Consider the following 6,291-nt stretch of genomic DNA (forward strand, 5'->3'; position numbering starts at 1 on the left):
ATATTTTATTAATCTATTAGATATTGTTATAGTACAAGTCGTTAGTGAATATTGAATAGTCGTTAGTATTAAATTCAAGATACAACATGATGTAATCAAGCGATTTTCCAATTGACCGATTTACCAATTAGAGAGAGAGTAATATAGTATCAAATATCCAGTATGTAATTACAGTAATAAATATATAGTAAAATCAGCATATAGCCGCAAAGTAATGAGCAAATAATAATGGCTAACTAACAGCTATTTTTTACAATTTGCTTTTATAAATCTTATTAATTTCTTCCTCTATTTCTTTTTCAATAGGATCACCTTCAGGCACTAATTGCAAAGCTTGTAGTAAATATTCCAATGCTTTATCCGGCATTTTCTTCTTCTCATAAATTACCCCTAAATTAGCCAAAACACTATAATTTTCTGCAAAATTTGGTTCAATTTCTAATATTTTTTTCCATTGATCAATAGATTCATCATAATTTTCTTTTTCAAAATACAAAAGACCCAAATCGGAATAGGCCTGGGTAAATCGAGGATCAAGATAAATGGCATATTTAAATTCTTCTTCTGCTCGTGGATAATCACCCATCTTCATATAGCATAATCCTAAATTACCATAAATATTTTTATCATTATAATATTTTTTTGATTCTTTAAAGATCTTTTCGGCCTCTCCATATATCATCAAGATATAATAGTTGACCCCTAAATTAAACAATGTCCTGCCGTTAAAAGGGTCTAACTTATGAGCCGATGTATATTTTAGGGCTGATTCTATATTATTATCATCTTCAAAATATTTTTCCCCCTGGTAAGCATATACTTCAGCTAAATAAGGTCTCACAACTATGTCATTTATCAGCACTAACACAATAAGTAAAACCAAAATGGTATAAAGAAGTGGTAGTCGGGAACGGTTTACCCTTTTCTTTTCTCCATTCATCAAATCATTTTTATCTTTTTCTTGATCTCTCTCCTCTGATAAATCATAATTTCTAATATATGCTGCACTAAGACCCAGGATAACAAAAAAAGCAGAACCCAGGGCGGGAACGTGCAAAGGAAAAGTAAAAAGATTATGGATTAAAAAAGAAGTCATACCTATCAATAAACCCCAGAAAATTAATTTTCTTTTACTATCTGTTTCTTTTTTCAGAAAATTTATGAATAAACTATATAATTTTAATATTAGTAGTAAAATGATGCCCAGGCCAAACAATCCTATCTCTGCCCCTATTTGCAAATATTCATTATGGGCTTCCTTGGCATTGGTCCAATATTGATTATATTCCGGATGTTCTTTTAAAAACCCGGCTTGATAATCTAAATAATTTATCTTAAAACTTCCTATCCCTCCTCCCAGTAAAGGTTTATCTTTTATCATCTGCCCGGTAACCCTCCACATTAAAATGCGAGTATTAATGGAAGGATCTTTCTCCTCAAAAGTGGATAAAACTCTCTGGGTTACAGTAAGAGGGCTTATATTTAAAGGATTATCAATAGAATAAATAAGAGTAATAATGATAAAACTAATCAATAATAAAATAAGCCATTTCTTATTTTCTTTAAATAAATGGAAAGAATTAAATTTAAAAATAAGAAACACCCCGAACAGCAAGCTAAGACTTAGGCTAATCCATATCCCTCTGCTCTGGCAAATTATTAAAGCGGTATACAGAAAAGATAATGATATAAAGTGGATCATTTTTTTCTTTTTCACTTTTTCCAGTAAATAAAAAGAAAACATTAAGGGAAAAATTAAGGCTATATAATTAGAAATCCAGTTCTTTTGACCGATGAGAGAGGCAACCTTTCCATATTCTTGTAAATAGGAAATAAAATCATAATAATGTAAAATAGTATAAAGGGCGATAATAAAAGAAGTGAGAAAAAATAGCTGGATAAATGATTTAAACTGATATTGATTTTTTATATTTTTTAAGATTAAAAAATATAAAATAAAATAAGCTAAAAAAATAATGCCGTCATGAAGAATGCTCATCGAAAATCCATTTTTAATAAAAGAAAATATTACTATTAAAAATAATAATACCAGGGGTAAGGATATTTTATTTCTTTTAAAAGTGATATTTTCTTCCCTTAAAAAACTGATGAGGTATATTCCGCCACCAAGCACTATGAATAATTTCAGCCAGGTTTCCTGGTTAATTAAGTATCGATCCACATATTTGTTCGCCACCAATGGTGTAAATAAAATCGATAATTTTAACATATTTAAGGTTATTTTTTGATAAAAATTAATATTTTCTATTTTATATTTATCCATTTTTAACTACCCTAATCAAATTAATTATTCTTAATTATTGAGCTATTTATTTTATCTCGATGGATGAAAAAAATTTAATCTTAATTGCTGATATAATAATTGAATATTAAACACAATAAATTTAATCTAAATATTAAAAAAGCCCTCTAAATTTTCAAAGAGGGCTTTTTTTTAAGTAACTTATAATCTACTGATTAATATTTATTAGCCGGTAACGAATTAGGAAGCAACAACAGTTCGTTCCGTTTACCCCGGCCGTTGACATATAGTACATTGGGTGCTACTCTTAAGACATCAACTTGACCATAACTGTCTGTTGGTGTAGTCTCAAATACACTCGTACCACCTGCAGAAATACGGTATACCTGATGGGAATTATCATAAGGATTTACCATGTTCTCTATCATGGTTTGAGTTACAGGTCCAAGGCAGTCCGATATATTCTCATCAGTAAGAATATCCATATCCCCCATGTATCCTACCAGCATGGTTTGAATAGTACTAGCATTGGCTTTTACAATGGAGTTCATCGCTCTTTCTTTTTGAGAAGAATAAGCTCTCAGGCCAAGTAAAACCAACACACCGATAATAGCTACCACGACCATCAATTCAATCAGGGTAAAACCTTTTTTACTTTTTCTAAAACTATACATTTTAAATTCCTCCTTTTTTATTTAGTTGACCATTCTACCGGTTAAATTAGTCGTTAGTGAATAGTCGTTAGTCGTCAGTTTTTTAAATGAAAATTACAATATGAGAGACATAAGACTATTCAATTGCCTAATTGTTCAGTTTGCCGGTCTCATTCAATTGATAATTAAAAATACTTTTGAAAAATCGGTAGTTTAGCGGTCATAGCCACGAGTGCCTTAGACCTAGACTTTGTGCCCTACCCTTTCGAGCAGTTTACCTTTTTCAATTTTTTTTATTATTCCCGGAATTAATCACCTCCTGGTCGTTATCCTATATTTTCCTTCATAATCTTTATGATATGTTACTGTAAAAGTAAATAGGAATTTGTTTAATTGCTCGGGTCCGATGAATCGAACCCTACTTTTCACCCCTGTCTTAATCATCCTCCTTAAGAGGGAGGAAAATAAAAATGGGACAAAAATAAAGTCGGCAGCTTGGCAGCCATAGCAATCATGGTAACAATTACCTTAGACCCATAACTTTGCGTCCTGTCCTTTCGGATAGTTTGCCTTTTTCAACTTTTTATAAATATCTTTATTTTCCTTGCTACTTATATTATTCCCAATTTTGGAAGGTTTTAGACAAGAAGTAAAAAATTAAATTAAAATTTCTTATATTCACCAATGCACCAATTAAATTACTCGTTAGTAAAAACGGGTTCGATGAATCGAAAGTAAGGGGAGGAAAGCAGAAATTACTGCAGAGGCGCTTGTCCTGCTAAGGATAATGACGAAAAGTTTATGAGTTTTGGTATACGTATATTTGGAAGTCTTCGCTATTAAATTTTTGTAATTTAACACTATTTACTGCCGGATTAATAACAAAAACCCTATCATTATTGTCTTTAGGGTCAATCGGATAAACATAAAATCCCTTTCTTTCCTGATTATAACTATGTGTGGTGCCGTAGAAATTTTCGCCGTCTCTAAAAATAATGACTATTTTTCTCTGGCTAGGAACTCCTTTTGACTGGCCTTCAAAAGTTCTTACTTTTTTATAATTTTTATTTCCTTTATAATCCTTGACAAAAAATACTGCTTTAAGGGAAGAAATTTCTATTTCCACTATATCTTTACCGTACTCTTCAAGAGGGTGTAAATGAAAGATATCTTTATTGGGGCCAAAATCAGTTGACCAACCTTTTATAATTTCTCCATCTTTGTATTTCACCACAATTTTATTGGCAATCATTGGTCTGTTCCTTTCTTTATTTTTAGTATTCTTAGATTTCGATTTTCATCAAACGGATGCTCTCTACTGCCGAATGGACCACAAATATTCTTTCACTGTTATCTTTGGGGTCGATCGGATACATGAAGAATCCTATTTTGTATCGGCCATAGTTGTGGCTGGTACCGTATAGACGTTCCCCGTCTGCAAAATTAACAATTAATTTACGTTGGCTGGGAGTTATTTTCAGGTCAATATCAAAGTTTCTGACTTTTTTATAATTTTTATCTCCTATAAAATCTTTTACAAAGAATACTGCTTTTAGAGAATCATAATTTATTTCCATACTTTCTTTCTGGCTATATTCAAAAAGAGGGAAAAAAGTAAACGATTCTCCATCGAGTTTAAAATCCTCAACCCAACCTTTTAGGATTTCACCGTCCTTATATTTTACAACCGCCTTTTTTCTGCGCATTATTCAAAACTCCAGGAGGCTTTATCAATCAGCCTCTATTTTTTATTCATTCACGCCCTTTAAGATACATTTTCTTCCAGCTCTTCTTTTAATGATCTCAGTGCTTCATCTTTTATTCGAGAAACTTGCCGCTGGGAAATTGCCAATTTTTTGGCTGTTTTAGTTTGAGTCAGGTCTTTAATGAAAATATAATTAATTACTTTACGTTGTATGTTATGTAATTTATTTAAAGCAAGCTCTAAGGCAATTAAATCTTCTATAGGCAAATGAAAACTTTTATAATGGTCATTTTTTATTTTTTCTAATCTGGGAAAATCATTACAATCATAATCACGGTTATCCTGATCGATAGAAACCGTATGCACGACATTCCTTGCTTTTAATACCTCTTTGACTCCCTCTTCGGTAAGGTTGAATTCCTGGGCAATTTTTTTTAGGGAAGGAACTTTATTGGTTTCTGCTTTAAATCCTACAATAAACTCATCAATTTTTTTATTTAATTCGGTAATCCAATGAGGAATTCTAATGGTCTGATGTTTATCTCTAATATAATGTCTTATTTCTCCGGAAATGAACCAGGAAGCATAGGTTTCAAATTTAACTTTTCTTTGCTGATTGTAAAGATTTATGGCATTGATCAAGCCTATATATCCCAGCTGTTCCAAATCCTCTAAAGGCTCACCGGAATTTATAAATTTGTAGGCAATATTTTTTACCAACGGTTTGAATTTTAATATCTGTTGATCAGTTACTTCTTTAGATTCATTTAATTCCATAGTAATGCTCCCCCTGTACCTTAATCATTTTTGATACATTCTTTTAATTCTTTCAGGGCAGAATTTTTTAATCGGGAAACTTGTCTTTGAGAAATACCCAGTTTACCGGCTATTTTGGTTTGAGTCAAATCTTTTTCAAAAATATAATAAATTACTTTTTGCTGTAATTTTTTTAATCTGCTTAAGGTATTTTTTAAAGCAATAATATCTTCCATAGGCAGTTTAAAGGTTTCATAATTTTTACTCTTTATTTTTTCTATTTGGGGATAGTGGTCAAAACTATATTTTCTTTGCTCCTGGTCAAGGGAGACTATTTGAACTGCCTCTCGAGCTTTTAGGATTTCTTTTATGCCTTCTTCGGTCAGGTTAAATTTTTCAGATATTTCAGAAAGGGAAGGAATTTTATTATTTTCTTTTTGGTAACAAATAATGAATTGGTCAATTTTTTTATTTAATTTTAACATCCACTCCGGTACTTTTATTAGCTGGTGTTTGTCCCGGATATAGTGTCTGATCTCACCGGAGATAAGCCAGGTAGCATAGGTTTCGAATTTTACTTCCCTTTCAGGATTGTAAAGATGAAAGGCGTTCATTAATCCTATATAACCCACCTGTTCCAAGTCCTCCAGGGGTTCTCCGGAATTTTTAAATTTACCAGCAATATTTTTTACCAGTGGCCGGTATTCGGTAATTTGAGTATCAGTTATTTTTTGGATATTAGCTATCACGGTCATAATAGTGGTCCTTACGGGTTCGATGAATCGAACCCCTACATTTTAGTAGACAGGAAAGATGCTTGCTCTATCTGAGATTGCCGCACACCGCAAGCGGTGCTCTCAATGACATTTTATATTATTTTTTTATTGGATTAAGTTTATCATGCTAAATATGGG

At 31.7% G+C, this 6,291-nt stretch carries 5 protein-coding genes, 1 pseudogene and 2 riboswitches; all 6 genes and pseudogenes read right to left on the reverse strand.

What is annotated here, in order from left to right; all coding sequences use genetic code 11:
• Nucleotides 1-250: 250 nt before the first annotated feature.
• Entirely contained in the window at nt 251-2,284 is a 2,034-nt protein-coding gene (locus ENO17_05580) for a tetratricopeptide repeat protein (protein HER24497.1), read from the reverse strand.
• A 194-nt stretch (nt 2,285-2,478) separates the two neighbouring features.
• On the reverse strand, nt 2,479-2,937 hold the full coding sequence (locus tag ENO17_05585; protein ID HER24498.1) for a prepilin-type N-terminal cleavage/methylation domain-containing protein: 459 nt from the start codon (nt 2,935-2,937) through the stop codon (nt 2,479-2,481).
• A 183-nt stretch (nt 2,938-3,120) separates the two neighbouring features.
• Nucleotides 3,121-3,205: riboswitch (cyclic di-GMP riboswitch) on the reverse strand.
• 197 nt (nt 3,206-3,402) lie between these two features.
• A riboswitch (cyclic di-GMP riboswitch) is annotated at nt 3,403-3,497 on the reverse strand.
• Between the two features lie 344 nt (nt 3,498-3,841).
• A pseudogene (locus ENO17_05590) lies at nt 3,842-4,168 on the reverse strand (hypothetical protein).
• Nucleotides 4,169-4,199: 31 nt separating this feature from the next.
• The gene (locus tag ENO17_05595; GenBank protein HER24499.1) at nt 4,200-4,622 is read right to left on the reverse strand and encodes a hypothetical protein; all 423 of its coding nucleotides are present in this window, start codon (nt 4,620-4,622) and stop codon (nt 4,200-4,202) included.
• A gap of 59 nt (nt 4,623-4,681) precedes the next feature.
• Nucleotides 4,682-5,398 carry a sigma-70 family RNA polymerase sigma factor gene (locus tag ENO17_05600; protein HER24500.1) on the reverse strand — a complete coding sequence of 239 codons (717 nt, stop codon included), beginning with the start codon at nt 5,396-5,398 and terminating at the stop codon, nt 4,682-4,684.
• A gap of 20 nt (nt 5,399-5,418) precedes the next feature.
• Entirely contained in the window at nt 5,419-6,132 is a 714-nt protein-coding gene (locus tag ENO17_05605; GenBank protein HER24501.1) for a sigma-70 family RNA polymerase sigma factor, read from the reverse strand.
• Nucleotides 6,133-6,291: the final 159 nt, after the last annotated feature.

This window comes from Candidatus Atribacteria bacterium (assembly GCA_011056645.1).
In the GTDB taxonomy this organism is placed as follows: domain Bacteria; phylum Atribacterota; class Phoenicimicrobiia; order Phoenicimicrobiales; family Phoenicimicrobiaceae; genus Sediminicultor; species Sediminicultor quartus.